General features: G+C 41.4%; 20 protein-coding genes. 11 read left to right on the top strand and 9 right to left on the bottom strand.

The features are described from left to right. The first annotated feature begins 257 nt into the window (after window positions 1-257). Entirely contained in the window at window positions 258-1,469 is a 1,212-nt protein-coding gene (locus tag ACQV1I_RS05790; protein ID WP_094700571.1) for a GNAT family N-acetyltransferase, read from the top strand. A gap of 64 nt (window positions 1,470-1,533) precedes the next feature. On the opposite strand, the gene pflA is transcribed toward ACQV1I_RS05790, so the two are convergent. The 5 genes from pflA to ACQV1I_RS05765 all read right to left on the bottom strand — a co-directional run bounded on the left by pflA (window position 1,534) and on the right by ACQV1I_RS05765 (window position 8,904). Further along, window positions 1,534-2,274, bottom strand: coding sequence for a pyruvate formate-lyase-activating protein (gene pflA, locus ACQV1I_RS05785; protein ID WP_116333076.1), 741 nt, complete (start codon window positions 2,272-2,274; stop codon window positions 1,534-1,536). Window positions 2,275-2,415: 141 nt separating this feature from the next. Beyond that, entirely contained in the window at window positions 2,416-4,680 is a 2,265-nt protein-coding gene (gene pflB, locus ACQV1I_RS05780) for a formate C-acetyltransferase (RefSeq protein ID WP_116333075.1), read from the bottom strand. A gap of 367 nt (window positions 4,681-5,047) precedes the next feature. After that, window positions 5,048-5,368, bottom strand: a complete 321-nt coding sequence (locus ACQV1I_RS05775) for a nitrite reductase (NAD(P)H) small subunit (RefSeq protein ID WP_094700574.1) — start codon at window positions 5,366-5,368, stop codon at window positions 5,048-5,050. A 49-nt stretch (window positions 5,369-5,417) separates the two neighbouring features. Beyond that, window positions 5,418-7,853, bottom strand: a complete 2,436-nt coding sequence (nirB, locus tag ACQV1I_RS05770; RefSeq protein WP_116333074.1) for a nitrite reductase large subunit NirB — start codon at window positions 7,851-7,853, stop codon at window positions 5,418-5,420. Window positions 7,854-8,121: 268 nt separating this feature from the next. Then, window positions 8,122-8,904 carry a Cof-type HAD-IIB family hydrolase gene (locus ACQV1I_RS05765; RefSeq protein ID WP_116333073.1) on the bottom strand — a complete coding sequence of 261 codons (783 nt, stop codon included), beginning with the start codon at window positions 8,902-8,904 and terminating at the stop codon, window positions 8,122-8,124. Between the two features lie 145 nt (window positions 8,905-9,049). On the opposite strand from ACQV1I_RS05765, the gene yunB reads away from it, so the two are divergent. After that, window positions 9,050-9,754 carry a sporulation protein YunB gene (gene yunB, locus ACQV1I_RS05760; protein WP_018671380.1) on the top strand — a complete coding sequence of 235 codons (705 nt, stop codon included), beginning with the start codon at window positions 9,050-9,052 and terminating at the stop codon, window positions 9,752-9,754. 19 nt (window positions 9,755-9,773) lie between these two features. Here yunB and ACQV1I_RS05755 read toward each other — a convergent pair whose 3' ends face one another. Then, on the bottom strand, window positions 9,774-10,337 hold the full coding sequence (locus tag ACQV1I_RS05755) for a DUF402 domain-containing protein (protein ID WP_116333072.1): 564 nt from the start codon (window positions 10,335-10,337) through the stop codon (window positions 9,774-9,776). Window positions 10,338-10,706: 369 nt separating this feature from the next. Here ACQV1I_RS05755 and ACQV1I_RS05750 point away from each other — a divergent pair, with 369 nt between their 5' ends. The 8 genes from ACQV1I_RS05750 (at window position 10,707) to ACQV1I_RS05715 (ending at window position 21,364) form a co-directional block, all read left to right on the top strand. Next, the gene (locus ACQV1I_RS05750; protein ID WP_116333071.1) at window positions 10,707-12,488 is read left to right on the top strand and encodes a flavocytochrome c; all 1,782 of its coding nucleotides are present in this window, start codon (window positions 10,707-10,709) and stop codon (window positions 12,486-12,488) included. A gap of 282 nt (window positions 12,489-12,770) precedes the next feature. Continuing rightward, window positions 12,771-13,781, top strand: a complete 1,011-nt coding sequence (locus ACQV1I_RS05745; RefSeq protein WP_094700579.1) for a FecCD family ABC transporter permease — start codon at window positions 12,771-12,773, stop codon at window positions 13,779-13,781. Beyond that, window positions 13,774-14,832, top strand: coding sequence for a FecCD family ABC transporter permease (locus ACQV1I_RS05740; RefSeq protein ID WP_116333070.1), 1,059 nt, complete (start codon window positions 13,774-13,776; stop codon window positions 14,830-14,832). Before ACQV1I_RS05745 ends, ACQV1I_RS05740 begins: the two co-directional genes overlap by 8 nt. A 130-nt stretch (window positions 14,833-14,962) precedes the next feature. After that, window positions 14,963-15,958 (top strand): ABC transporter substrate-binding protein, encoded by a 996-nt coding sequence (locus ACQV1I_RS05735; RefSeq protein ID WP_116333069.1) that lies wholly within the window; start codon window positions 14,963-14,965, stop codon window positions 15,956-15,958. A 408-nt stretch (window positions 15,959-16,366) separates the two neighbouring features. Further along, complete coding sequence (locus tag ACQV1I_RS05730) at window positions 16,367-17,941, top strand: spore germination protein (RefSeq protein WP_116333068.1); 1,575 nt, start codon at window positions 16,367-16,369, stop codon at window positions 17,939-17,941. A gap of 39 nt (window positions 17,942-17,980) precedes the next feature. Then, window positions 17,981-19,093, top strand: coding sequence for a GerAB/ArcD/ProY family transporter (locus tag ACQV1I_RS05725; protein WP_116333067.1), 1,113 nt, complete (start codon window positions 17,981-17,983; stop codon window positions 19,091-19,093). Continuing rightward, window positions 19,068-20,369 carry a Ger(x)C family spore germination protein gene (locus ACQV1I_RS05720; protein WP_116333066.1) on the top strand — a complete coding sequence of 434 codons (1,302 nt, stop codon included), beginning with the start codon at window positions 19,068-19,070 and terminating at the stop codon, window positions 20,367-20,369. Before ACQV1I_RS05725 ends, ACQV1I_RS05720 begins: the two co-directional genes overlap by 26 nt. Before the next feature lie 134 nt (window positions 20,370-20,503). Beyond that, window positions 20,504-21,364, top strand: coding sequence for a DUF2087 domain-containing protein (locus ACQV1I_RS05715; RefSeq protein ID WP_116333065.1), 861 nt, complete (start codon window positions 20,504-20,506; stop codon window positions 21,362-21,364). Window positions 21,365-21,443: 79 nt separating this feature from the next. Here the strand turns inward: ACQV1I_RS05715 and ACQV1I_RS05710 are convergent, their stop codons facing one another. Continuing rightward, the gene (locus tag ACQV1I_RS05710; RefSeq protein WP_116333064.1) at window positions 21,444-22,391 is read right to left on the bottom strand and encodes a nucleoside hydrolase; all 948 of its coding nucleotides are present in this window, start codon (window positions 22,389-22,391) and stop codon (window positions 21,444-21,446) included. Next, on the bottom strand, window positions 22,388-23,365 hold the full coding sequence (locus ACQV1I_RS05705; RefSeq protein WP_116333063.1) for a nucleoside hydrolase: 978 nt from the start codon (window positions 23,363-23,365) through the stop codon (window positions 22,388-22,390). The genes ACQV1I_RS05710 and ACQV1I_RS05705 overlap by 4 nt, the downstream gene beginning before the upstream one ends. 237 nt (window positions 23,366-23,602) lie before the next feature. Here ACQV1I_RS05705 and ACQV1I_RS05700 point away from each other — a divergent pair, with 237 nt between their 5' ends. Next, entirely contained in the window at window positions 23,603-24,184 is a 582-nt protein-coding gene (locus tag ACQV1I_RS05700) for a biotin transporter BioY (RefSeq protein WP_116333062.1), read from the top strand. Window positions 24,185-24,284: 100 nt separating this feature from the next. On the opposite strand, the gene ACQV1I_RS05695 is transcribed toward ACQV1I_RS05700, so the two are convergent. Next, window positions 24,285-26,579: a thiamine pyrophosphate-dependent enzyme gene (locus ACQV1I_RS05695; protein ID WP_094700589.1), complete on the bottom strand. Its 2,295-nt coding sequence runs from the start codon at window positions 26,577-26,579 to the stop codon at window positions 24,285-24,287. Between the last annotated feature and the right edge of the window lie 16 nt (window positions 26,580-26,595).

Below are 26,595 nucleotides of genomic sequence, written 5' to 3'. Positions count from 1 at the left end.
CGGTAACGCCAGCCATGTTGTTGAAAAATGCAAAGCTTGCATACACCTGCAAATAACCAATCATGATAAAAAATGTGTATTGCTTTTGGCATTCTCATCTCTAATGGATAAAAAAACACGAACAAGGGAAGTTAGATGATATGAACTGAAATGTCATGTGAAACACGATACATACATTGTTCGTAATCGTTCATGATTCTATTTTGTATACATAACAAATCTCTGTAGTAAGGTTTCATATAGAAGGGGTAATAAAGATGTTAAAAAACCAACTTAAAGATAGATTAGAAATAAGAAACGTGACTGAGGAACATTTGGATCAATGTAACGAACTAATTAAATATGTATTTCAGGTAACCAACACAGAAATAAGAGATTTAGACGAGGAATTCTGGGTAGAACAAAAAAGACCTATTCTTCGTTCCTGCACTACTATCGGTTGGTTTGATCAAGATAAGCTTGTCTCACAAATCATGGTTTACCCATTTATGGTTAACATTCACGGCACCCCTTACGAAATGGGTGGCGTAACTGGAGTTGGAACCTACCCCGAATATGCCGGATTCGGACTAATCCAAGCACTAATTAAAAAGAGCTTGACCATTATGAAGGAGAAAGGCCAAACCATTTCTTATCTATATCCATATTCCATTCCTTTCTATCGCAAGAAAGGCTGGGAAATTATATCCGACATGATTGATTATCAAATAAAGGATACTCAACTTCCCAAGATGTATGAAGTTAGTGGACGTATGATTCGAGCTGACTTTACGCATCCCGATCTTCAACAGGTCTATGCTACATTCGCCGAACAAACAAACGGTGCCATGCTTCGAAATTCAATTGCCTGGAATGAACGTTTTCGTTGGGAGAAGGATGAATTGTCTGTTGCTATCTACTACAACGCAGAGGATCAACCTACTGGTTATCTTTATTACAGGGTGGAGGATGAGACATTTTATGTGGCTGAAAAAGTCTACTTGGATGAAGACGCACGTCAAGGTCTTTGGAACTTCATCCGGGCTCATATCTCCATGGTCTATGCTGTAAAAGGAAAAATTTTCACAAACGAGCCTATTGCTTTTCTACTTGAAGATGGAGAAATCGAACAGAAAATTTCTCCTTACTATATGGGTCGCATTGTTGATGTCAAAGGATTTTTAGAACGCTTTCCTTTTATTCGAACCAATTGTAGTGAAATCATTTTGCATATAGAAGATCCCCTGCTTGATTGGAATAATGGTACCTTTGTACTGACATGGGACGAGGAAAATCGTATACAAATTACGAATGAAGCAAAAGAAGGTGGAATATCGCTGACGATTCAAACCCTAACGACTATGATGATGAGCTATAAACGTCCTACCTATCTATACAAGATTAAAAGATTACATGGTTCAATAGAAGCAGTTGGCTGGTTAGAAAAAATGATACCAAATGAAACCCCTTGGTTTGCGGATTATTTTTAACAATACAAGTAGAAAAACCCTCCTGCTCATCTAGAGTGGAGGGTTTGGCTTTATTAACCATCTATTACTTAATCACTTGAAGCTGTTGCGTTCTACCTTTAGTAACTAATTCATAAGCACGCTTAACTTCTTCATCTGAGGGAGAGCGCTGTCCTTTTAGTGGATACTCTTTGCCCAGCTCTTCCCATTTATATATACCCATTTCATGATAGGGTAGAATTTCAATTTTTTCCACGCCATGCAGGGAACCAATAAATTCTCCCATTTCAAGCAAATGACTAGCTGAATCCGTAATACCTGGAATCAACACGTGACGAATCCACATTTTTTTACCGTGATCAGATAAAAATTTGGCAAATGCCAATGTCCGGTCATTTGGTTGGCTAGTGAGCCAGCTATGCTTTTCCCGATCCATTTGTTTTAGATCAAGAAGAACCAAGTCGGTCACTTCCAGTAATTTATCCGCTTTAGCTGTGTCACAGAATCCTGAAGAATCTAACGTAGTATGAAGACCCCATTTTTCTTTAACAGCTGTAAATACCTCTGTTACAAATGGTGCTTGTAAGGTTGGCTCTCCACCCGTTACTGTCAAGCCACCACCAGAGTTACGATAATAATTCAGGTAAGGTTCAATTTCAGCCAAAACCTCGTCTACCGTCATCTCTGTTCCACCACTGGTATCCCATGTATCTGCATTATGACAAAATTTACATTTTAAAGCACAGCCTTGTAAAAATAGTACAAATCGAATACCTGGACCATCTACAGTACCAAATGTTTCAAGAGAGTGAATTCGACCTTTCATGTTGATCAATCCTTTCTACACAACAGCAAGAGAAGGAAAGCTGTTCTAAGTTAGTGTGTCATTCTCCGTCACTTTCCTTCCCTTGCTGTTGCCCGAAGTAGCCAAATGGCTACCTCGGAAACAGTCGGGATACATATAATACTAGATTTTGCCGTGGAAAGTACGGTTGATAACATCCAATTGTTGTTCACGAGTCAATTTGATGAAGTTAACCGCATAACCGGATACGCGAATTGTTAATTGTGGATATTCTTCAGGGCGTTCCATTGCATCCAACAATTGTTCACGGTCAAATACGTTCACATTTAGGTGATGACCGCCATCTGGAGTCATGTAACCGTCCATCATCGCAACCATATTATTGACACGGGATTCTATATCTTTACCCAATGCTTTTGGCACGATTGAGAATGTATTAGAGATACCATCCAAGCTATGCTCATAAGGAAGCTTAGCTACGGAAGACAAGGATGCCAAAGCACCTTTTTTATCGCGTCCATGCATTGGGTTTGCACCCGGTGCAAATGGTTCACCAGCCTGACGTCCATCTGGAGTCGTACCTGTCTTTTTACCATAAACCACGTTCGAGGTGATTGTAAGTACTGACATCGTTGGTAACGCATTACGATAAGCTTTATGCTTACGGATTTTGTTCATGAAGCGCTCCATGATATCAATCGCAATGGAGTCAACACGATCATCATTATTACCATATTGCGGGTAATCGCCTTCTGTTTCGAAGTCGACCGCAATACCTTGCTCATTACGGATTGGTTTTACTTTCGCATACTTAATTGCAGATAAGGAGTCTGCCACTACGGATAAACCAGCGATACCGCAAGCCATCGTGCGTAGGATTTCACGATCGTGCAGTGCCATTTCAATACGCTCATAGGAGTATTTATCATGCATGAAATGAATTACGTTCAACGTATTCATGTATAGCTTCGCAAGCCACTCCATAACATTATCGAACTTCGCCATCACTTCATCAAAGTCAAGTACTTCGGAAGTGATTGGAGCAAATTGTGGTCCCACTTGCATGCCTGATTTTTCGTCTACACCACCATTGATTGTATAAAGCAATGCTTTTGCAAGGTTAGCACGAGCGCCAAAGAATTGCATTTGCTTACCAATTCGCATAGCAGATACGCAGCAGGCGATACCGTAATCATCACCAAAGTATGGACGCATCAAGTCATCGTTTTCGTATTGGATAGAGCTTGTTTCAATGGATACTTTCGAGCAGAACTTTTTGAAGTTCTCAGGAAGATCTTTTGACCAAAGAACAGTCAAGTTTGGCTCTGGAGCTGGTCCAAGATTATGAAGTGTATGCAAGAAACGGAAAGAGTTTTTCGTTGTGCGAGTCTTACCACTTAGGGACATACCAGCGATAGATTCAGTTACCCAAGTTGGGTCGCCAGAGAATAACTCATTGTAATCAGGAGTACGCAAGAATTTAACAATGCGCAGTTTCATTACGAAATGATCAACTAATTCTTGTGCCGCTTCTTCTGTCAATGTGCCTTCAGCAAGGTCACGCTCAATGTATGCATCTAAGAAAGATGAAACACGTCCTAAGCTCATTGCCGCCCCATTTTGTTCTTTAATAGCAGCAAGGTAGGCAAAGTATAACCACTGGAATGCTTCATGTGCGTTCTTCGCAGGCACAGAGATATCAAAGCCATGTTCTTTTGCCATCATTTTTAATTCTTGAAGGGAACGAATTTGTTCGGAGATTTCTTCCCGTAAACGAATAACATCTTCTGTCAAAGAATCTACTTCTAATTGAAGCAGGTCGCCTTTTTTCTCAGCGATTAGACGATCAACACCGTATAAAGCTACACGACGGTAGTCACCAATGATGCGTCCACGACCGTAGGCATCTGGAAGACCTGTAATGATACCTGCACGACGAGCCTTTTTCATATCTTCTGTATAGGCATCGAAAACACCTTGGTTATGTGTTTTACGAATATTGGTAAACAAGTTAATGATAGATTCTGGCACTTCAAAGCCGTACGCTTTGCAAGCATCAATCATCATACGGATACCACCGAAAGGTTGAAGTGAACGTTTAAATGGTTCGTCTGTTTGTAAACCTACAACCTTTTCTTTATCTTTATCCAAGTAACCTGGTTTATGGGATGTAATGGTAGAAGGAGTGTTAACATCTACATCAAGCACACCACCATTTTCACGTTCTTTTTTGGTTAAGTCAGAGATGATATCCCAAAGTGCTTTTGTATTAGCTGTAGCACCGGCCAAGAATTTATCATCGCCATGATATGGAGTGATGTTTTCTTCAATGAAGTCACGAGTATCAATCGTTTTTGTCCATTTCCCTGGCTTAAAACCTCTCCATGCGTGTTCGAATGTCTGTAGGTCTTTTTCTTGAATCGCCATCTTACATACCTCCTCAAGTATTGGCTCGTTGTTCTGTACTCGGCAGCACAACTCTTTACATGAGGTGTCTCTGCCTGTAACGAAGGCCATTCTATATTGTTAAAAAGCTATTGAAGGATCTGTTGCGTAAGAGAGCTTGTTTGGATTCTGAACAGCTGCTCTTTACAACTTCATCATACAAGAGAGATTGTATGATGGTGTGTGAAAAAGATCACATATGCACCTATTTTGTGATATGGTTCACAAATTTGTTTCATTTATCTACTAAAACTGTTTTAATACCAAAAAGCATTGATATATAACACATTTCAGACCATCAAAAAAGAAAAATGATACAGGTTATATCCCTGTATCATTCATTTCTTCCTTACTCCATATTCACGGTAACAATATCCCCTATCACCTGTAATTGATAGATTTTTACTTGGCCTGTGTCCGGTTCCTGAACCTGACCGCTTTCTAAGCAAATCTTCCAATCGTAGAGAGGATCATACACATATTTACCAGAGACAATTCCTTCCGATATAGGACCTCCTCGATACGGACTTTTATCTTCGAGCGCATACATACTCCCATCTGATAATCGAAAAACGCAGATTCGTTCCTCTCCTACCTGTACCACTCTTCCCAGTTGAACAGGGAACTCTTCCACTTGTCCAATGGTTATTGTTTTAGTGAACTCCCCCATGCTGTTTTACCCCTTTTCGCTTGACATTGGTCCGTTTCGCATCTCTGTACTATGACAGACTTTCTACCTTAATTGGTTCAAACAGCTGTGTTCTTGTTTCTTGATCTTGCAGTACTTTTTTCCATGGGTCTTGGACTTGACCAAGTGCCAATTCGATACGAGCAAAAAGCTCCTGGCGATTCTTCACATCTTCGACCACATTTTTAGTGATATCTTCTAGCCCCATTCGCTCAACCCACTCAGAAGTACGTTCTAAATACTTTCCTGTTTCACGATAGTACTGGATAACTGCGCCGCAAATCTCAACTAGCTCCTCATCATTTTTTACTTTGCACAATAAGTCTGCGACACGTGCCTTTATACCACCATTACCGCCAACATAGATTTCCCATCCGCCATCGTTACCTACAATCCCGATATCTTTCGTGCAGGACTCGGCACAGTTACGCGGACAACCATTTACCGCCATTTTAAATTTAGCTGGCATATCGAGACGCTCGAATTTTTTTTCCAAAGCAATCCCCATACCAATCGAATCAACTGTCCCAAATCGACAGAAACGAGAACCAACGCAGGTTTTTACTGTACGCAAAGCTTTGGCAAAGGCATAACCGGATGGCATATCAAGCTCTGCCCAGACTTTTGGCAGGTCTTCCTTCTGTACACCTACCAAATCGATCCGCTGCCCACCTGTCATTTTCACCATTTTCACATCATATTTCACAGCAACATCAGCGATTTTCTTTAAATCTTCTGCTGTTGTTACTCCACCGTACATACGTGGTACCACCGTATAAGTACCGTCTTTATTAATGTTAGCGTTCAAACGTTCATTCACAAAACGAGAAGCCTTTTCATCCTGATACGTTGTTGGATGAATCATTCCCAAGTAATAGTTCAATGCAGGACGACATTTGGAGCAGCCTTCTGGGTTTTTCCATGCTAATACATGCATCACTTCTTTAATCGTAGTTAGACCCATCTCTTGTATCTGTGCTACGATTTCATCACGGCTCAACGTGGTACATCCACAGATGCCTTGTTTGTTCGCATTGACATCAAAATGATCACCGAGTACATACTGTAGCACTTGTTCCACCATTGGCTTACATCCCCCACAGGATCGTGCTGCACCTGTGCAAGCTTTTATTTCATCAACCGTTGAGCAACCTTGTTCCTTTATCGCTGTCACAATACTGCCTTTCGTTACTCCGTTACATCCACAGATAATCTCTTCGTCAGACATTTCCGCTACTAAAGCTGCTTGGTTGCCCCCACCACAACATGTTCCTGAGCCCATTATGGAAGCGTACACCTCGTCAGTCATTTCTGTTTGAGTGTTGACCAGCTTTTGTAAGCGAACGGATTCACTCACATCGCCGAATAGAATCCCTCCAACGATTTTGTTATCTCGAATCAAGATCTTCTTATAGATTTTCTTCCAATCATCCTGCATACGTACGATGGTCATATCTGCTTGATCCTGAAATTCACCTGCTGAAAATACGTCTACGCCAGAAATTTTTAATTTAGTGGATACGACTGAGCCTTCATAGCCTTTCGTCTCAATCTCACATAAATGCTTAGCTAAAATAGCCCCCTGCTCAAATAACGGAGCTACCAATCCATAACAAAGTCCTCGATGCTGACTACATTCCCCAACAGCATACACATCTGGTGCAGACGTTTGTAGCAGGTCATTTACAACAATCCCTCGTGCTACCTCAATATTACTTGCTTTGGCCACGCTGGTATTCGGCACTATTCCTACGGCCATCACAACAAAATCTGCCTCCAGTATGCTTCCATCGGAAAAACGTAGTCCCGTAACACGTTCATCCCCAAGTAGCTCTACGGTTTGTTTTCCCATCGCAAATTGGATGCCCTGACGCTCTAGTTCTTCTTTTAGCATGTTTGCTGCTATGTCATCCAATTGACGTTCCATCAAAACATTACCTAAGTGAACAACCGTTGCTTCCATACCTAAATGAACCAAGCCCTTAGCAGCTTCCAATCCCAACAATCCGCCACCAATTACGGCAGCTTTTTTACAGGTCTTAGCCGCTTCCATCATTTGATTACAATCATGAATGTCTCTAAAGCCAATTACTCCTTGTTTATCCGCACCAGGTACTGGTAAAACAAATGCTTGAGAGCCAGTAGCAATAATTGCTTTATCGTAAGAATATACCGATCCATTATCCGTATACACCTTTTTAGCTTCGGTATCAATCCGAGTCACCGCTGTACCCGTCTGTAGTTCAATCTGATTTTCTTTATACCAGCTATAGTTGTTTAACACGATATCATCAATCGTTTTACTACCTTCCAGCACATAAGATAGCATAATGCGGTTGTAGTTAGGATGAGGTTCGTTTCCTATAATCGTGATGTGATACCTCTCTTTGTTGTGCTTCAAGATTTGTTCAATTACGTTGACACCAGCCATTCCATTTCCAATTAATACGAGACGTTGTTTTTTCATAGACAATCCTCCCAAAATCTTCTATATATGTTTGTGAAATAATGCACAAAAATAACTTTACAAGATTCTACGTGAGTTACGTAGTCTACTTTTTACTCCATTTAAAACGCTGCTATATCAAGGATTTACTAATCCTATTATCTGTGTACAGACCGAGTATAGTATAGAAAAAGACCAGCAGATGTGTGGTAGATCACAGGTAAAACGACAATTTATCTAGCCGATAAAATAAAGCCGATCGACTCCTAACAAGACGATCGGCTTTCCTCTATAACAAAATGTTCAATTCCCTTAAAGCATGGCTAATACCGCCCTCATCCACATGCTTCGTCACATAGTTGGCATGCGGAAATACCTCTGGATGCGCATTTCCCATCGCTACTCCCATCCCTACATAACCGATCATCTCAATGTCATTCTTACCATCACCAAATGCTACAGCTTCAGATTTGTCTACGGTAAGGTGCTGTAGCAAGGCTTCGATGCCTTTTGCCTTGGAGCCATCCTTTGGCATCACATCTAGGGACACGTTATGCCAACGGAAAAAGCGCACATTTGTCAGAGCATCGTCTTGCTCGTAGACCTCCTCTTCTCCTTCTGCGCAATGAAGCCAGCATTGGTAAATCGGCTTGTCACGGAATACCTCTGCATTCATACCAGGTGGTTCAAATAAAATAGAAGAAACAGCACTATTCACCATCTCATTTTCCTCATGTGTCGCATAAAAAGAATCGTCACTTAAATATACGAGTGCATGATTGCGTTCCATTACAAGCTGGTATAGTTTCTCGATACTTTCGACATCAATAGGGGTAGAATAAACCACTTCCCCTTTGTGCTCTACATACGCACCATTAAAGCACACCAGTGTCTCAATTCCTAAATCCTCCGCGAGTTCACGAACATGAAAGGGGGAACGCCCAGTAGCAATAACCGTATGAATCTCGCTATCCTGTAACTGACGAAGGGCTTCTCGAGTATCCTGTGGAATTTGCTTCTGTTCATTTAATAGCGTGCCATCCATATCAAAAAAGATAACCTTATAGGACATACGCTTCTCTCCTTTTCTCTGACTTATCCTTCATTATAGACGAAATATTCCTACGCATTAAGTGAAGTTCTTTGCACGAACCCTAGGCAAGCTGGCATGTTTCCCCCTCTTTGTAACATATAGTCTACAGATGGGGTGATCCAAGATGGCTATTCGCATGAGACGACGTCGCATTCGAGCGTCAAAAAAGAAAATTTTCTTTATTGCTTTCATTGTCTTTCTCGCAATAATCATCCAGAGTATCGTTTTAGTGGAGCAAAAAATTAAACCTACCTTATTAGTGATCGCCAAACAAAAATCAGAGCAAATTGCCAAAGAAGCCATTGCAGACGCGGTGACCAAAAAGATTGCTCAAATTGATATGAATACGGCTGAGGTTCTAGACATTGAAAAGGATAAAGATAATAAAATACGTGCTATTAATTTTAATTTTCAAGGGTATTCAAAAATCATGGGGGAAGCCAATCAACGCATTAAAAACAGGCTAAAAGAGTTTGAAAGTGAAAAAATTGTAGCGGGTGTCCCTCTCGGATTAGCCTCAGGTAGCTCCTTTTTGTCCGATACGGGGCCTAAATTACCTGTCACCTTTGTACCTGTTGGTTCTGCGAAAACATGGCTTGACCCTAAGCTATCGGAAGCTGGCATCAACATGGTAATGGTAACGGTCTATCTTCAAGTCGAAGTACGTTTGCAAGTGATTATACCTTTTGCAACCGATCAAACCGTCGTAACAACCTCCATCCCCATAACCAACTCTCTTGTCGTGGGAGAAGTGCCAGACTATCTGTACAACAATCCACTAGGAAAGCCAGAGGTTCCTAGAATGCAGGTAGAGCCACAAGCTAAATAACGCAAAAAGAATCCTCTCTTTATTGGGAGGATTCTTTCACTTGAAGAACGATATCTCGCCACTCGCTAGCATGAGCTAGTACCATCTGCGGCAAGGTACATGTATCATTTGCTACTTCCAGAAGTAACCGTTCCATTTCCAAAACTGCCAAATCACGCTCCCACTCACTGATCGTTTTGTTTTGTAAGGCTTCCTCCAATTCATCCTCATCCAATACTTCACTTATCCCAGTAGGAGTCATCGCTAAATCCAGATATAAATCATCGTACCAAGGAACACCATTTTCCCCCATACCATGTCGCAGGATAATATCAAAATAGAAATAGACCACGTTACCTGACTGATCCATCATTGCAGTCATAACATAATGTCGACCCGCTGGAAAACATTGAATCCAGACATACCCATCATCTGCTATACAGATTTCTTGTCCCTTAATGGTTACCCAGTATGGTTCAGCCATTTTTGTTAGAACTAGTCCAGTAATGATCCCGTCAAAGTACTCTCCCCGTTTAGCCAATGGTACAAAATGCTTGTCTAACACTGTTGTCCAACCTGTTACATCTGCATATTTCCGTTTCATGAATAAGTCCCCTTTATATCCTGTAGCAATCATTAGCTCTTATCATTGTAACAGATAGAAGTTTAGTTGGAATTTTGAGACTTATAACATAATTTTTTATCTGAAAATATCGTCAATGGCACTTCACAGATTAAACACAAACCCTTAAAACACTTGATATGAAAGCGCTTTACGATCATAGCTAAAAATTATAGGATGGTATTATCGGTAAATTGTGATTTTTTTCACTTAAGCTTTCATGAATGGTTATTACAATCATGGTGAACCGATCATGGAGTAATCCTGATTGCTATCACGCATTTATGACCTAGATTTTTTTCTAATGCCCCCCTTCTCATTACTATACATATATCCAAGGAGGTTATCATCTTGAAGGGTTTATCAAAAATTTTTATGCTTTTCTTAAGTATGGCAATCATAATAGCCATGGTTGGATGTAGTGGCCAAGGCACCACTCCAGCTAAAGGTGACTCTGTGACAGCTATCGGTCAAGCTGATGGTAAACACGGACCAATCAAGGTTGAAGTAACGTTTACAAACGAAGAGCTTTCAGATATCAAAGTTCTCGAACAAAAAGAAAACGAAGTATTATCCGAACCAGTATATAAGAAATTGCGAGACCAAATCATTGCAAAAAATAGCACGGAAGTAGACGCGATCAGTGGTTCTACCCTTACAAGCCAAGGTTACATCGGTGCTGTAAAGGACGCAGTGAGTAAGGCAGGTGTGACGTTAACTGCCAAAGGTGCAGATGCAAAGGCAACAGCTAAAGAAGAGGCTGTACAGGATTACGATGTAGTAGTCATTGGTGCAGGTGGTGCGGGCTTCGCGGCTGCTATGGAAGCGAAAAAAGCAGGAGCCTCCGTAGTCCTGTTGGAAAAAATGCCATCAATCGGTGGTAATACTCTCATCTCCGGTGCAGAAATGAACGCTGCTAACAACTGGGTACAAGAGAAAAAAGGAATCAAAGATAGCAAGGAATCTCACTACCAAGATACCTTAAAAGGTGGAGATAACGTTGGTAATCCTGCTATGGTGCGGGTGTTGACAGATAATGCAACCAACGCTGCTGAATGGTTAAGGGATGAGGTAAAGGTGGAGTTCTTACCAGATCATTTATTCCAATTCGGCGGTCACTCTGTTCCTCGTGCCCTCATTCCTAAAGGTCACACTGGGGCAGAAGTAGTCACGAAATTAAAAGCAAAAGCAGATCAAATGCAAATTCCCGTGAAAACAGAAACAAAAGCGGAAGAATTATTGAAAAATAGCGAAGGACGTGTAGTTGGCGTCAAAGCAAAAACCGCTGCTGGTCAAGAAATCACTTTTAACGCAAGTAAAGGTGTCATCGTCGCAACAGGTGGATTCGGCTCTAACGTAGAAATGCGGAAGAAATACAACCCGATTTTGGATGAAAGCTATATGTCTACCGATACTCCTGGTACAACGGGTGACGGTATCGTAATGAGTGAAAAAATCGGAGCAGCAATCACTAATATGGAAAGTATTCAAACATACCCAATCTGTAATCCTAAGACAGGGGTTATTTCTCTGGTAGCGGATACACGTTTTGATGGAGCTCTTTTAGTGAACCAAAGTGGTAAACGCTTTGTAGAGGAATTAGAGCGCCGAGACGTGATTTCTCAAGCGATTCTGGCTCAGGAGGGTAAATATGCCTATCAGGTGTGGAATCAAGCTGTAGGCGATATTGGTAAAACAGTAGACGTGCATAAAGATGAGTATGACATGCTTGTAAAAGAAGGCTTACTGATTAAAGCTGATACATTGGAAGAGGCAGCAAAACATTTTAACATCCCAGTAACAGAGTTACAAAAAACAATTGACCGTGTAAATGGATTTGCAAAGAATGGTAAAGACTTAGATTTCAATCATCGTGGAAAATTAATCGAAATGAAACAAGGACCTTGGTACATTGAAAAAGCGGTTCCTTCTGTTCATCATACCATGGGTGGACTAGTCATCGATCCAGAAACTCATGTATTAGATAACAACGGAAAAACAATTGCTGGTCTTTATGCAGCAGGCGAAGTAACCGGTGTAGTTCACGGTAAAAACCGACTAGGTGGTAACGCAATCACTGATATTTTCGTTTTCGGCCGTATTGCTGGTCAGAATGCAGCAGCACAGAAATAATACAGTTTTTTTTACCAGATTGAAAGAACACCAGAAGGCTACCGGAGATTTTTCGGTAGCTTTTTCTTTTTCCATGCACGATATATAAGATACTCTGCTCTTATCATATGCTTCAGATTGTTGATAGTAACAGATCTAGCCCTATCCCATGTAGACAACCATCATCATAGATATAAAAGTTTTCCGCATATAATTGATAACGATTTTCATTGACATTATATTCTGATTTTTTTACAATCAAAATGCCAATATGTACTATTTTTCAAGAGAGGGGTCTCTGTCATGTCCTGTTTATTGCAGAGCCGCCGAGCCAAAGTCTGGGCATTATTGACCGGTATCTTGTTGCTATTAGTCTCTATGCTGATGAGTATCTTGTTCGGCTATCATATGTTTACCTTCCACATGTTATTCGACATGCTATACCAATTTGACGGATCAAAAGAGCATCTGCTCCTCAGAGATGTTCGATTACCAGCAGCTTTTATTGCAGCCAGTGTGGGGGCGAGTTTAGCTATTGCTGGAGTTTTGATGCAAAATCTTACAAAAAATCCGTTAGCTTCACCCTCTTTGTTCGGTATTAATGCCGGTGCAGTGCTTTTTATCGTGCTGACTTTATTTTTCTTTGACTCAGACTTGACCCTCACACAGATGGTCTGGATCGCTTTTGTTGGAGCTGGTGTGACCGCAGTGCTGGTATTGATCCTGGGCACGATGGGTAAAGATGGCTTTTTACCCATCAAAGTTACATTGGCAGGAGCGGCTGCTTCGGTATTTGCTTCCTCATTTACTTCAGGGATTATGCTCATAAATAATGAATCACTAAATCAAGCGTTGTTTTGGCTAGTAGGCTCCGTAACTGGACGAAAAATGGAGCATCTCACCACGGTCTTGCCTTATATGGTGCTCGGCTGGATTATTGCTCTGTGTCTCTCTCACGCTCTCAATTTAATGGCGATGGGAGATGATATGGCAAAAGGCTTAGGTTTACACACTGCTTTTGCTAAACTTCTCATCATTCTTGTGGTCATTTTATTAGCTGGTGGCTCTGTTTCCTTAGCTGGTCCAATTGCTTTTGTGGGACTTATTATCCCCCATATCTGTCGCTATATTGTTGGAGTTGATCATAAATGGCTGATTCCATTTAGCGGAGTATTCGGGGCTATTCTATTGGTTGCTGCTGATACGGCCTCTCGATTCTTATTGATGCCAAAAGAGGTCCCCGTCGGCGTAGCCACCGCATTATTAGGTGTTCCATTCCTTATTTATATCGCTAGAAGGAGTAGTTATGAGTAAACCATCTCTTGTGCATAAATTTATAACCATTCGGAGCAACAAACCAGCCCTGTCCGCCCAGCTTTCTATTCGGGACTTGCTTGTATTCGTTATCTTATTTTTGCTATTGATTGCCTGCACGATTATCAGCATTGCCTTTGGCACAACCCGAATCCCTATTCCTGACATCCTAGCCACATTTGTAGGTGGAGATGTAACGAATCGAATCGTCATCCTGGAATTACGAATGCCAAGAACGTTAATGGCCATTATGATTGGTGCTGCTTTAGGCGTAGCCGGTGCCATCACACAAGGAGTCTTCCGCAATCCCCTAGCTTCACCCGATTTATTAGGTGTGACAGGTGGAGGTTCGGTTGCAGCTGTAGCCTTTATGACATTTAGTAATGGCCAAGCTAGCATTCATTGGCTACCACTTCTTGCGATTGGAGGTGCTTTTGCGACAGCATTAATAAACTATACGTTCGCTTGGAGAGGTGGGGTTTCCCCTTATCGACTAATATTGATTGGCATCGGAATTTCTACTGCCATGTCTGCATTGACCACTTTTTTATTAATAAGTGGCCCAGCTCATCTAGCCTCTCAGATTCTTGGATGGTTAACTGGCACGATTTACGGTACATCCATGAAACATGTGATAGCTATTTTTCCATGGATCGTCATTTTTGTACCGCTCGCTTGGTTGCTTGCTCGCAGACTGAATGTGTTAACGCTAGGTGATGGAATCGCAACCGGATTGGGTAATCCTGTACAGATAACCCGCTTTCTACTACTTATAATCAGTGTAGCCCTCGCTGGAGCTGCTGTAGGACTAGCTGGCAATATCTCATTTATTGGACTAACTGCACCCCATATTGCTCGACGTTTAGTCAGCTCGCTTTATGGAGTATTAATTCCAGCCTCTGCGTTATTAGGTGCTATTATTTTGGTGCTGGCTGATCTTGCAGGCAGAATGCTATTTTCCCCGCTCGATATACCTGCTGGTGTATTTACTGCGATTATTGGAGCACCATTTTTTCTCTACCTGCTCTATCGTGGATACGGGAAAAAGTAATAATATACAATCTGTTCTGGAAATTTTCATTGACATGTACCATTTATTGTATATAAAATATATTTGATAATGATTATTGTTATCATTTGGTGATTGCCAAATTTAGAACAATTAAGGGGAGAATCAATTCATGATTCAAAAAAAATGGTTTCAAATTCCTGTATTGATGTTACTTTGCATGGTATTTTCTCTTCTTGTAACCGGTTGTGGTGGCTCGGCTAACAATGCAACCTCAGCTCCTGCAAATACTACAACAGAACCAGCAACAACACCAGCAGGTGATTCTTACACCATAGAACACGCCATGGGGAAGACAGAGATAAAAGGTACCCCCCAACGAGTAGTTATTTTAACAAATGAAGGAACCGAAGCACTATTGGAGCTTGGGGTAAAACCAGCAGGTGCTGTTAAATCAGGTGTAGGCGATGGTTGGTATCCGCATATTAAAAGTGAAATGGATGGAGTAACCGAGCTAGGTGATGAATCGCAGCCAAACATTGAGCTAATCGCTTCCTTAAAGCCTGATTTGATCATTGGGAACAAAGGACGTCATGAAAAAATCTACGATCAATTGAAAAGCATTGCACCTACTGTCTTCTCTACAGATTTAGCAGGTCAATGGAAAGAAAACTTCAAATTGTATGCAAAAGCTTTGAATAAAGAAGAAGAGGGCAAAAAATCCATGGCTGCTTATGATAAGCACGTGGAAGAGATTAAAGCAAAACTGGGCGATAAAGCTAATATAAAAGTGTCCGTTGTTCGTTTCTTGCCAAATGCAGTACGTATCTATCAAAAAGACACGTTCTCTGGCGTAATGCTAAAAGATTTAGGTGTAGCTCGTCCTGCAGCCCAGGATAAAGATAACTTTATGGAGGTCGTTACCAAAGAACGTATTAATGATTTAGATGGTGACGTCATGTTCTTCTTTAACGCAGACTATGATGAGAAAAAAGGCGGCACAAAGAATCAGCAGGAATGGATGAACGATCCACTCTTTCAAAACCTGCATGTAGCTAAGAAAAATACGGCTTTCCAAGTAAACGAGATTATTTGGAACACGTCTGGTGGTATCAAAGCTGCGAATAAAATGCTAGATGAGTTTGTAACCTTCATTGAAAAATTGTAAGTTCGAAATAAGTGAATAGGTAGCGTTTAACTAGATACCGTTTCTAAACCGGGTGTATCCCTGTAGCTCCTAAAAATAGGAGGACAGTGGAGGCACCCTTTTTTTATTGGTACCCTTTTGGTTATAACGCTATTCGTCTTCAAACTGTATATATGACAACCATACATAGAGTTTTACTACATCCCGGGTTTCTGATAAGTGGAGCCTATTTAGGATTGCATGGAGTGGTTTTTATTATTTCGCTCTATCAATTTGGACTAAGCGCTTTGTTGCTTCTACAACCTATGTGTATATTTCCGAGTTAACCTGCATGTTTTACCTATAAAATACAAATACTTCCTACTAACTACAAGTAAACTAGGTATCTGACTACTCTTTTGTTCATTACTGATATACAAGGGGTTAATTATGTCCACTTTTTTTCAACGTGCAAAACAGTTACGCCAGAACCATTTGTCTACAAAGAACAATTCAAAAGAGAATGTTCCCTTTTCATCAGATTTATCGATATCTCTAGTTCAATTACAAGATGTTTTTGGAAAAAGCTTCGATGTCACTACACGCGGAGTTTACCTGAATCAGTTACAAAAAAAAGCGGCTATTCTCTATGTAGAAGGAATTATTGATAAACAACAATGGAAAGAGTTTCTATCTCCATTTACCTCAAATCAAAAAGAAGCAAAAGATCAATCTGCGCAGACAAACGCGGAAACAAAGTCAGCTCCTTCCATTGAACAGTTGGTTACTACTCTCGCTGTTTGTCGGAAAGTCAAAACACATGAACGGCCCGCTGATTGCGTAGAGGACATTCTTCTGGGATATACGGCACTGCTGATCGACTCGTATGCTTGTGTTTTTCTACTGGATACAGCCTATTTTCCCTCACGTCCAATGGATGAGCCGGTCACAGAATCGGTTATTCGGGGTCCACGGATTGGCTTTGTAGAAACGATCGCCGATAACGTTGCCCTATTGCGCCATCGTATACGAAATCGCAAATTGACCTTCCTCTCTCAACAAATTGGGGAGCTTGCTCCTAAAAAGGTCGTTATCTCTTATTTAGAAGATATTGCAAACCCTGCCTTAGTGGACGAGGTAATACATCGTGTGAGCAACATCAAGATTGATGATCTACAGGAATCCAGCTATTTGGAACATTTGATTGAAGATGATCCTTGGTCACCTTTTCCGTTGATTCAAAGTACGGAACGACCAGATCGTGTGGAAGCTGCCTTATTAGAAGGACGAGTAGCAATTTTGATCGATGGTTCACCATTTATCTTAATTGCTCCCGTTACCTATCCCATGCTGCTACAGTCCCCTGATGACTACTATCAAAAGTGGTATATCGGATCGATCCTGCGATTTCTACGCTTTATTTGCGTAATAATCTCGCTGTTCCTACCTTCTCTCTATGTGTCACTAGTCTCTTATCATCAAGGGCTGATTCCAATGCGGCTCGCCTTTACGATTGCTGGGACACGGGAAGGCGTACCATTTCCAACTATTATTGAGGCATTAATCATGGAGATTACTATTGAAATTTTGCGTGAAGCGGGATTGCGCCTCCCTAAACCTTTGGGGCAAACGATCGGAATTGTTGGTGGACTAGTTATTGGACAATCTGCTGTAGAGGCAGGGATTGTAAGTCCAATTATGGTCGTGGTGGTAGCTCTTACTGCCATCGCTTCATTTACTATCCCCCAATATGAAGCAGGGATTGTCGTTCGTATTTTACGTTTTGCAATGATGTTATCTGCTGCCTTTTTAGGTTTGTATGGAGTTATTTTGTTCTTTATTATTCTTACTTCTCATTTGGTAAAGCTAAAAAGCTTCGGTGTCGATTATCTAGCACCGTTAACACCGATCATGGTCAAGGATTGGAAAGATTTTATTTTACGCCTGCCTCATAAATTGCTAGTAAGGCGCCCTCAAATTCTACACCCGCTTGATACGAAAAGAATAAAGAAAAAAACTCAATAAAATTCTACCAGAAATGAACAAGAAGGAGGTACGAGAAGAATGTCACTTAATTTCCAGCCTAAATTCTCTGGTCTTGATGTGTCCTCTTTTATTGCATCTATGGTCATAGGAGTATCTATTCTGACACTACCACGTGTTGCTGTAGAAGCAGTAGGGACAGCCGATGTCTGGATTGATGCACTGGCTGGGGGAATTTTAGCAATGATAGCTGGTTATTTTTGTGCCAAATTAAGCCAACAATATCCCTCGTATCACTTTTATAAAATAGCGCAAATTCTAGCAGGGAAATGGATAGGCTCACTGCTAATCCTAATCTATTCCCTCTTTTACTTTTTTTTATGTGTCTATGAAGCACGGGTACAAGCTGAGGTCATTCGTCATTTTTTGTTAGACCAAACACCTATTCATGTGACGATCATCTGTTTTTTACTTGCGGGTTTATACTTAGTAATGGGTGGTGCTCATCCTATTGTACGTCTGTTTCTTCTCTTTTTCCCTGTTACGATCCTTATTTTATTTTCGATAACTCTACTTAATTATCAAAACTTCCAAATTGATAATTTATTGCCAGTTCTAAAGCATGGCTGGACACCATTAATTAATGGCTTGGCAGCCACTTCTCCCTCCTACATGGGCTTTGAAGTGATTATGTTTTTGACTTATATGATGAAATCTCCAGCAGATGCCTCGAAAAGTGTGGTAATTGGTCTTGGCTTTGCTACCCTGATCTACACTACCATTACCCTGATGGTTGTCGGGACCTTAACTGCCCATGAAGTCAAAACGCTTACTTGGCCCACTATGGAGTTCGTAAAGCAGATCGAATTCCCTGGAGCCTTCTTTGAGCACTATGAATTGTTTTTTATGGTCATCTGGGTATTTAGCATTTTTACTACTTTTGTCTTTTGCTTTTATTTGGTAAGTCTAGGATTAAGTCTACTTGTACCGATACGACTACGTTTACTACAAATTTTGTTGACCCCACTTCTCTATGCTTTTGCCATGGTACCTCAAAATTTAGATCAAGCATTTTCAATAGGTACAAAGCTTGGTTATGTTTCAATAATGGCATCCGGTGTCATCCCGATATTATTGCTACTCTTGTCAAAATGGAGGAAATCTGCCAATGCCCAACAAGACAAACAAACATAATTGGTTGGCATGTGCGCTCACTCTGTCGTTAACCCTATTGATATCGGGGTGTTGGGATCGTCAGGAGATTGAAGATTTGGCTATGGTCATTGGCGTTGGAATTGATTCTCCCAAGAAGGGAAGCGATTCTGATTCGGAACAAAAGGAAGACGCAGAGGAAGCTGGTTCATCTGATGCTGACTCTGAATCAACACAGCAGGGAGATGATTCCCATGCAGGCACAACAGTCAAACAAAAAGTACCCATTCTCTTAACTCATCAAAATGTTGTTCCAAAGGTTCTTACTGGTACTGCTAAAGTAACCGGTACACAGAAGCAGGCCTATTTCAATATTTCAGGTGAAGGTGACTCGTTTTTTGAAATAATCCGCAATTTTGCTACTAAAAGCTCCCGGCCCCCGTTCTTTCTGCATGTCAAAACGGTGGTAATTGGAGAAGCTATCGCTAAAAAACTAAGCTTGAACAAAATGCTAGAGTACTTTTTACGCGACACAGAACTACGGAGAACTGTACTAGTTGTGGTAGCCAAAGGTCGAGCTATTGATGTACTGAATAAAAAACCACTTAATGAAACACTTCCTGCAATTGAAATCCTTAGCATTCTAGATAATGTGAGAAAAAGTCTAGACATCGCCACCCCTACTCCACTTGGGCATATTTCAGAAAATATGACAACTAAAAGTAGCTTTATGATTCCTCGCATAGAAGTATTAAAAAAGACAATAAAGGTATCCGGAGCTTCTCTTATTAAAGGTGATACAGGGAGGATGATCGGTTGGCTAGGTGATGAAGAGGTACGCGGTGCCAATCTTATCATTGGAAGTGGAAAATCGAAATGGGAAAAGCATGCAGGTCTTATTAAAACTACCTTACCACCACAAAACAGCTTGATTATCTATGAAGTACGTACCGTTTCAAGTAAAATAATCCCTAAAGTCCAAAATGGACAGGTTTCTTTTACTGTAGAGATAAAATTAAATGGGCGGATCGGGGAAGACTGGTCTTCAACGGAAAATAGCTTTGAAGACAGCTATCTTGAGAAAGCTGGAGAGGCATTTGAGAAAAAGATCAAGGAATTAACTAGAAACACACTTAACAAGCTCCAAAAAAAATGGAAAATCGATGTTTTGGGATTTCACAAGGCTCTGTCTGTTCACTATCCAGATGTTTGGGAAAAAATGAAAGACAATTGGGATGAGGAATTTAGCAAGATTCCTATTGACGTTCAAGTAAAGGTGCATGTGAGAGAATTTGGTTTAAAAGGATCAAAACACTAACAACCCATGCTCCATCATAAAAAAGCAAAGCCCACAGGATGCTTCCCCTGTGGGTTTTTATACATAAGTCTTGACTATAATCAAACAAAGAATTAACATGTCTATAAATAAACAAACGAATGGAGAATTCATCTATGGATATTTTAGCTGACATGTTTTGGAAAGCATCTATGGAAGAAATAAAAAACGGCTATGTATACAATGAGAAACAAGAGTGTTTTACATGTCTAATTTGTGGTCAGTCCTATGAGGAAGGCATCATTTACCCAATTAGTGAAAATTGGTTTGAGGCAAAAAAAGCCATGAATCACCATATTCATGCTGCTCACACCTCGATGTTTCACTTTCTTCTATCGCTGGATAAAAAAATGACGGGTTTAACTGATGTTCAGCGTCAACTCCTTGCCCTGTTTTATGAAGGAAAAACCGATGCCCAAATTGTACAAAATGGCGAAGGGCGTAGCAATTCTACTATCCGTAACCATCGATTTATGTTGCGGGAGAAAGAAAAACAGGCCAAGATTTTTCTAGCCATCATGGAATTGCTGGGAGAAGCTAGCCAGTCTATTTCTAAATCACACATTGCTTCAGAACATTCAGCCCAATCCACATCAAATAAGAAAAAAATACGTGAAACGAAAAGCCCTTTTCTTGCTGTTCCCCCTACTATTCGGTTTCAAGACGAGCGTTTTGCTATGACGGAAGAAGAATATCAAGAAATTTTACGTACGTACTTTCCTAATGGATTAGATGGAATGATAAAGGAATTTCCACTCAAAGAGAAGCGTAAAGCAGCTATCTTGCATCATATCGTTGGTCGTTTTGAGCGCAATAAGCTCTATACGGAAAAAGAAGTAAATGCCATACTTACAACCGTGTATGACGATTACGCCATTTTACGTCGCTATCTAATTGAATACGGCTATATGGACCGCAAAGCCGATGGTAGCTCATACTGGCTCATTCCATTTACAGCGAAATCGACAACAGAGTAACAGCAAATCAGATGCTACTACCTGCTCCGACCTGCTGACGAAATAAAAGGTAATCTGTATCGCTTTTCTTCCCTTGTTATTACATTTTCGGTTGCGTAATCACCTGCTGCAAGAAATGGGAAACAAAGCGATTAACATCTACGTTCAAGCATACATCCACATTTGGCGACTGCTTTGGAGAATTCCGTCTGTCACCAATGGTTCTACCGATGGAGGCAGAGCCCTCCGTGTCCACTTGTACGTACATTGGTGTTGTTTTGACAAAGGACGGATCAATAACCACCCCTACTGCTAGTGGATCATGTAAAGCGCATCCTCCGAGGTAGGGGTTAATTTTGGCATAGGCATCCATATAGAATTCACAACAAGAGGCTAGAAACGCGCCTACTGCTGTACCCGACTCCCTCCACATCTGTGTATGTACCTTGGTCAGCAAGGTTTGCATGGTCACATCAAGTCCTACTAAGGTAATCGGTATACCTGATTGAAATACAAGCTCTGCCGCCTCTGGGTCGGTATAAATATTAGCTTCGGCTACCGGAGTTACATTTCCTGGAACCGTTACTGCACCGCCCATAATGACAACTTTCTCTACGAGTGAAACAATCTCAGGGTCCTTCATAATAGCCAATGCCAAATTGGTTTGGCTGGCAACAGTAATAAGCGTCACTTGCTTCGGGTATTTACGAACTTGTTCAATGATAAAATCAGCGGCATGCTGTTCGATTGCCTTCGCTTTTGGCTTGGGTAAATGGGTATTACCAATGCCATCCTCCCCATGTATATGTGTAGCATTCGCTTTTAGAGGGGAACGTAGTAACGGTTTGCCTGCTCCTTTTGCCACAGGGATATCCGTTGCCTCTAAAATCTCTAGCACTTTTAATGTATTTTCTGTCGTGATATCCACAACATGATTTCCAAAGCTGGTGGTTAGACCTAGTACGTGTAAAACAGGCGATTGTATCGCATAAGCAATCGCAAGCGCATCATCAATTCCCGTATCAACGTCTAAAATAACGTATTTCATCGATTAATTCCCCCGCTCGCATCCAACGTTAAGGTAGTAATCCAATGTTGTATGAAGCGCTCACTATCTACATCTACACCAGTCAGCACTTTATGTCCGACGCTTGCTGTTTGTCGCAGATCAGCGATAAGCGCTCCACGTGAGACCTCTCCCTTACATTCCACTTGAACAAAAGTCTCTTTGGTACGAATCAAAGTACTATCTAGTGCTATCCCCACAGCTAATGGACCTTGCATAGCAAATGAGTGCTTGTTCTGCTCACTATCTTCACATTGCCCAAACTGAAAAAGCGCCATCTCTTCTATAAAAGAAAGCATGCTCTCTGTCTGTTCTGTTTTCTTGTTTAACAACTCGACTAGGTGACTAGACGTAAACATCGTTGGTTGAGTTATATCTAAGCTAACTAACGTGATGGGCAAACCGGCTTCTAACACAAATAAGGCAGCCTCGGGATCTCCCCAAAAATTACATTCTGCCGCGGCCGTTACATTTCCAGCTTCACGAATCGCACCACCTGCAATGATTACCTGCTTAATTTTTTTTCCAAGAGAAGGGTCCTTGGCGACTGCATTCGCTAGATTTGTGAGGCGTCCCATGGTTATAATGATCAGCTCATTTTCGCATTCTTTCGCTTTCAAAAGAATAAAATCACTGGCTGACATACTCAAAGCTGTGTGCTTAGGTATAGGTAAATTAGCATTCCCCAGACCATTGGCATCATTATTTTTCCCATATCCAATCTCTTTACGAATCAACGGCTTGCTGGCTCCCTTTACCACTGGTACCTCATACCCTGCTTGTCCTGCTTCGACTACCTGTAAGGTATTATAAGTTGCCTGCTCTAGGCTAACCTGCCCTGCTCCAGTAATAATGCCTTCCACACGAGCCTCCCTAGATTGCAACGCATATAAAATAGCAAGTGCATCATCAATGCCGGTATCTACATCTAGTAACAACCGTTTTTGGTCTGCCATTGTCCCACTCCTGTCGTTAGAAAAAAGCTATTTTGTCCATGATTGTAAAGCCTCGTTAACTCCAAGTGTACCATATTTTCTCTCTGGCATGATCAGTGAAGAAATTGCATTTGGACTTCCTCAAGCATTCAAACTTTTCTTCTATCACATCCCATTATTTACAGCGAAATATTCTTTTGATACAATTTTAGTAAACCTAACTATACTATTCGTTTACATTAAGAATTGAGGTGCCTCATGCAACATCGCAACGAAAATTTACGAACTTATATGGTAATTGCTATTTTCACTGCTATTACTGCTGTATTTGCACAGATTACAATCCCGTTGCCAATCGTGCCTATTACAGGCCAAACTCTAGCTGTAGGCTTGGTGGCAACTGTACTTGGAAGTCGCTATGGTACCATTTCCATGATACTTTATGCCGTGCTAGGAGCGATTGGTGTACCAGTATTTGCTGGCTTCTCCGGCGGTCCACAAGTATTAATAGGACCTACCGGCGGATTTATCTTTGGCTTTATTGCTACTGCCTTTATAATGGGTTATCTTCTTGAAAAAACAAAGTATACCTTCACTATGGCACTACTTGCTAACCTACTTGGTATGGTCGTCACTTTCCTCTTTGGCGTCACCCAACTAAAGCTAGTCTTGAACCTAAGCTGGGCTGGTGCAATGGCTGCGGGGGTAACTCCCTTTATCGCTGGTGGGGTGATTAAGGCAGTCCTAGCTGCTTACGTAGGAATCATTTTGCGGAAACGTTTAATTTCAATTGGAATGCTAAAAGATAAATCTTCAGCCAATCGTCTGGTAACGAACTAAATGATTTCAATCCTGTTTGTCATAAACGATAAGAAATCCCGTCTCTGGTATCAGAACCAAAGACGGGATTTCTCTATTTATGCCCAATGATGAGCTAACTTTATAAATAAGGGCTCTCGTGCTTCGCTTTCAGCATATTCCAGCGACGCTCCACCTCAATTTCAAATTGCTTGAGAGAGGATTCATTCTCAGGACGCAACAGGTGTCTCGTCTTACCCAACAATTGAAGCCACTCCGTCACTGGTACACGTTTGTTTTTCTCTTCCGGATTGAACGTAATCTTAGTTATACCCTTCTCTACTTCATATAACGGGAAGAAGCAACTAGTAACGGCTGTTTCCACGATAGATTTCCCCTTATCCTCTGGGGCTTTCCAGTTTAGTGGACAACTAATTAAAATTTTTCCGTAAACCATACCGACATGCTGTGCATACCATTGTGCTTTTGCTGCCTTTTTAATTAAATCCTGTGGAAAAGCCTCCGTTCCTGTAAAAACGTAGGGAATGTTGGTTGCCGCCATGATTTGTACTGTATCTTTATGATGGAAGGACTTACCTTGTCGCCCTTCTCCAAGATTGGAGGTAGATGTCATATGCCCCATTGGCGTGGAGTACGACATTTGCGATCCTGTATTCATATAGCCTTCGTTATCATATTCCAAGATGATTAGCTTATGATTGCGTAAAGCTGTACCTATCGCAGGTCCCATTCCAATGTCCATGCCACCGTCACCAGAAACCATAATGAAGGTCACGTTGTTCTGATCTACCTCAATTTCTCCACGACGGATGCGTTCCCAGAACATCTCCACGACACCTGAGAGCGTAGCAGAGCCATTCTGGAATAGATTATGGATATAATTGACCTTATGAGCGGAATAGGGATAACCTGTCGTTACAACCATCGCACAGCCTGTGTGGAAAAGAACGACAATGTCACCTTCAATTCCTTTAAAGAACATTTCTAGTCCAGAAAAAATTCCACAGCCTGGGCAGGCTCCGTGACCTGGGGCGATACGCTTCGCTTTTTTGGTCAGCATGCGCATTGGAGGTACTTTTACTTTCAAGTCACCGCTCTCTTCATCTTGAGTAACTGTAATAAATCCACTGGTTTGCTCTTTAGTCAAAGGTTCAATCACACGTGTTGGACGAGCTTGTTCATCGCCAGGCGTAATGCCATGATAGTCAAAAGAAGCTACTTCCCCTCCCTGTAATTTTTGTAAGCACAGTGTAAAGAACGCTTCTGCATCTGTAGCATAAAAATCTTTGCCTCCCAAGCCAAAAATCCGCGTTAGGATAGTCGTATCAGCCTTGGCGTCCAGCATAGCTGCTTTAATTTCGTGGCTTAGATTACCCCCATGAGCTCCGTAGGAATCAGCACGCTCCCCTACTAACACTACTTTTACATGTCGCAACGCTTCCTGCACAGCCTTTTTCGGAAAAGGACGGATGATATTAGGAGAGACAACGCCTGCTTTAATTCCCTTTTTACGTAGGCTATCTACTACATCACGGGCGGTATCAGAGGCGGAGTTTAGTAGAAATAAGGCTATCTCTGCATCCTCCATCATGTATTCATCCAGCAAGCCATAGCTTCGGCCTGTTAGCTCCTCAAATTCTTTAGCCACATCAAGGAACACCTGCTCCGCCTGATACATGGCTTGAGACTGCTGAAATTTATTATTAATATAATCAGGATCATTCATATAGGGACCGATGGTAGTCGGATTTTTAACATCAGTGGAGTCAACATAGACCGTATTCTCTCCAACAAATTGGGAAACAGATTCACGATCCGTAAAATACTGCACGCGACGCTTCTGATGCGAAGTAAAAAATCCATCCGAAGCCACTATTACTGGTAAACGAACATCTTGATGTTCGGCTACACGCAGAGCAAATAGATTCATATCATACACAGCTTGTGGGTCCTTGGCTAAGAGAATCGGCCAGCCTGTGTTAAGTGCATAGTATAAATCGGAGTGATCCCCACGTATATCCAATGGTCCTGACACAGCTCGTGTTACTAGATTTAAGACCATTGGGAAACGAGTACCGGATTGAACGGGTAACTGCTCCAGCATATATAATAATCCATTTGCTGAAGTAGCATTGAATACACGTCCACCCGCCGTAGAAGCTCCATAGCAGATCCCAGCCGAACCATGCTCTCCATCTGCCGGAATCATTACGATATCGTGCTCTCCATTTGCTTTCATCTCATCCAGATATTCAGCAATTTCTGTCGATGGAGTAATCGGAAAATAACCCATTACATGATAATTGATCTGAGCGGCTGCTTTAGCAGCCATTTCATTTCCAGATCTAAAATCAACCGTCTGTGCTACACAGGCTTGGGGTTCTCGTTCTGATGACGTTGTTGTATTTACACTCATGTCCCTAGCTCCTCCC

Origin of the sequence: Brevibacillus sp. JB24b (assembly GCF_051713385.1) — a bacterium.
In the GTDB taxonomy this organism is placed as follows: Bacteria; Bacillota; Bacilli; order Brevibacillales; family Brevibacillaceae; genus Brevibacillus_B; species Brevibacillus_B laterosporus.
This window is presented reverse-complemented; position numbering and strand designations above follow the sequence as displayed.

Bases quoted from the DNA above. Each gene is read 5' to 3' on its own strand.
- ACQV1I_RS05755 (WP_116333072.1), bottom strand. From the start codon at position 10,337: ATGAAACGGAAATATGCAGATGTAACAGGTTGGACAACAGTGTTAGAC.
- ACQV1I_RS05715 (WP_116333065.1), top strand. From the start codon at position 20,504: ATGGATATTTTAGCTGACATGTTTTGGAAAGCATCTATGGAAGAAATA.
- ACQV1I_RS05790 (WP_094700571.1), top strand. From the start codon at position 258: ATGTTAAAAAACCAACTTAAAGATAGATTAGAAATAAGAAACGTGACT.
- ACQV1I_RS05720 (WP_116333066.1), top strand. From the start codon at position 19,068: ATGCCCAACAAGACAAACAAACATAATTGGTTGGCATGTGCGCTCACT.
- ACQV1I_RS05695 (WP_094700589.1), bottom strand. From the start codon at position 26,579: ATGAGTGTAAATACAACAACGTCATCAGAACGAGAACCCCAAGCCTGT.
- pflA (WP_116333076.1), bottom strand. From the start codon at position 2,274: ATGAAAGGTCGAATTCACTCTCTTGAAACATTTGGTACTGTAGATGGT.
- ACQV1I_RS05700 (WP_116333062.1), top strand. From the start codon at position 23,603: ATGCAACATCGCAACGAAAATTTACGAACTTATATGGTAATTGCTATT.
- nirB (WP_116333074.1), bottom strand. From the start codon at position 7,853: ATGAAAAAACAACGTCTCGTATTAATTGGAAATGGAATGGCTGGTGTC.
- ACQV1I_RS05710 (WP_116333064.1), bottom strand. From the start codon at position 22,391: ATGAAATACGTTATTTTAGACGTTGATACGGGAATTGATGATGCGCTT.
- ACQV1I_RS05740 (WP_116333070.1), top strand. From the start codon at position 13,774: ATGAGTAAACCATCTCTTGTGCATAAATTTATAACCATTCGGAGCAAC.
- ACQV1I_RS05745 (WP_094700579.1), top strand. From the start codon at position 12,771: ATGTCCTGTTTATTGCAGAGCCGCCGAGCCAAAGTCTGGGCATTATTG.
- yunB (WP_018671380.1), top strand. From the start codon at position 9,050: ATGGCTATTCGCATGAGACGACGTCGCATTCGAGCGTCAAAAAAGAAA.
- ACQV1I_RS05735 (WP_116333069.1), top strand. From the start codon at position 14,963: ATGATTCAAAAAAAATGGTTTCAAATTCCTGTATTGATGTTACTTTGC.
- pflB (WP_116333075.1), bottom strand. From the start codon at position 4,680: ATGGCGATTCAAGAAAAAGACCTACAGACATTCGAACACGCATGGAGA.
- ACQV1I_RS05705 (WP_116333063.1), bottom strand. From the start codon at position 23,365: ATGGCAGACCAAAAACGGTTGTTACTAGATGTAGATACCGGCATTGAT.
- ACQV1I_RS05775 (WP_094700574.1), bottom strand. From the start codon at position 5,368: ATGGGGGAGTTCACTAAAACAATAACCATTGGACAAGTGGAAGAGTTC.
- ACQV1I_RS05765 (WP_116333073.1), bottom strand. From the start codon at position 8,904: ATGTCCTATAAGGTTATCTTTTTTGATATGGATGGCACGCTATTAAAT.
- ACQV1I_RS05725 (WP_116333067.1), top strand. From the start codon at position 17,981: ATGTCACTTAATTTCCAGCCTAAATTCTCTGGTCTTGATGTGTCCTCT.
- ACQV1I_RS05730 (WP_116333068.1), top strand. From the start codon at position 16,367: ATGTCCACTTTTTTTCAACGTGCAAAACAGTTACGCCAGAACCATTTG.